Annotated in this window: 1 rRNA gene; it reads left to right on the top strand. The window is 35.8% G+C overall.

The window, feature by feature from the left end:
• Positions 1-88 (top strand): 5S ribosomal RNA (rrf, locus tag AC1D7X_RS25775); the annotation flags it as partial.
• Positions 89-1156: the final 1068 nt, after the last annotated feature.

Below are 1156 nucleotides of genomic sequence, written 5' to 3'. Positions count from 1 at the left end.
CGTACCCATCCCGAACACGACCGTTAAGTCCTCCAGCGCCGATGGTACTTGGACCGCAGGGTCCTGGGAGAGTAGGACGCCGCCAAGCACAAGAACCACTATTGATTTCAATCAATGGTGGTTCTTTGCGTTTTAATAAAGATTTTTAAGTCAATGGTCATAAGGTATATATGTGTAAATTCTTCAAGATATATCTGGGAATTCTTAAAACATTCATACTGATCCTACTTAATGAATTTTACATGAACTGTCTTATATAAAAGCGGTTCCCAGTTTACCGATAAGTCGATCGCTATACCGGGTACTTTAAAGATCTTCAGCATTTGAACTACAACTTGTTTCACATTCTTATATGTTACTCACAAATAGCTCGGCCATATCTAGAACAATCGCATCAGGGTATTTAAATCCAGCTAAGCGACAACGTGGTATTGAATATGATTGCGAATAAGGTCTGAATGAACTGAACGTAACTGATATTCAATTAGTACTACTGTTTTTAGTCCAGATAATGCTTATTTCTTGTAGTCTTTTTTTTAGGTGGTTGAAATCTTTGTCTGACATTCGTAACAAGAAGAACAAGATTTGAATGAACCGGGTCGTCATAATACCTAAATCATTTGATTATGATTCTCTTTGCTGCTCAGAGTTCTCTTTAGATAATAGATCAGCTAAAAAATAATAGAATATTAAATTTCTGAACCAACTAATGCCTTACAGATGTCCGTGAGAGAGTGCATAGGAGTAAGTCACCTGGGTACCATAACTTGTTGTAGGAGCCTACTAACACATATCCTTTGAGTTGCAGATGGTATCTGATGTTTTAAGCGCAACTCGTATAAATGAAATGAAATAGATGCTTAAATAATACATAGGGTATAATGTAAGCTTTCCATTTCCTCAGAGTAAAATGAGTGCAGAACAACATTAACCGGTGTTGCTTAATTTGCGTGTTGTATATCTGGCCCGAATCTCCTTGATTTTATTTCATAATATATATATATCTAAAAAACACTTGCATTGATTTGTCTCACGTGATATATTATTAGTCCGGCCAATAAATAACACATTTTATTGAATCGGCAAGCCAAACTCGAATGATTCTTAAACGAAAATAAAGCTTGCATAAACGAACCGGACGTGTTATGATATATAA

This window comes from Paenibacillus sp. Y568 (assembly GCF_059445545.1).
This window is presented reverse-complemented; position numbering and strand designations above follow the sequence as displayed.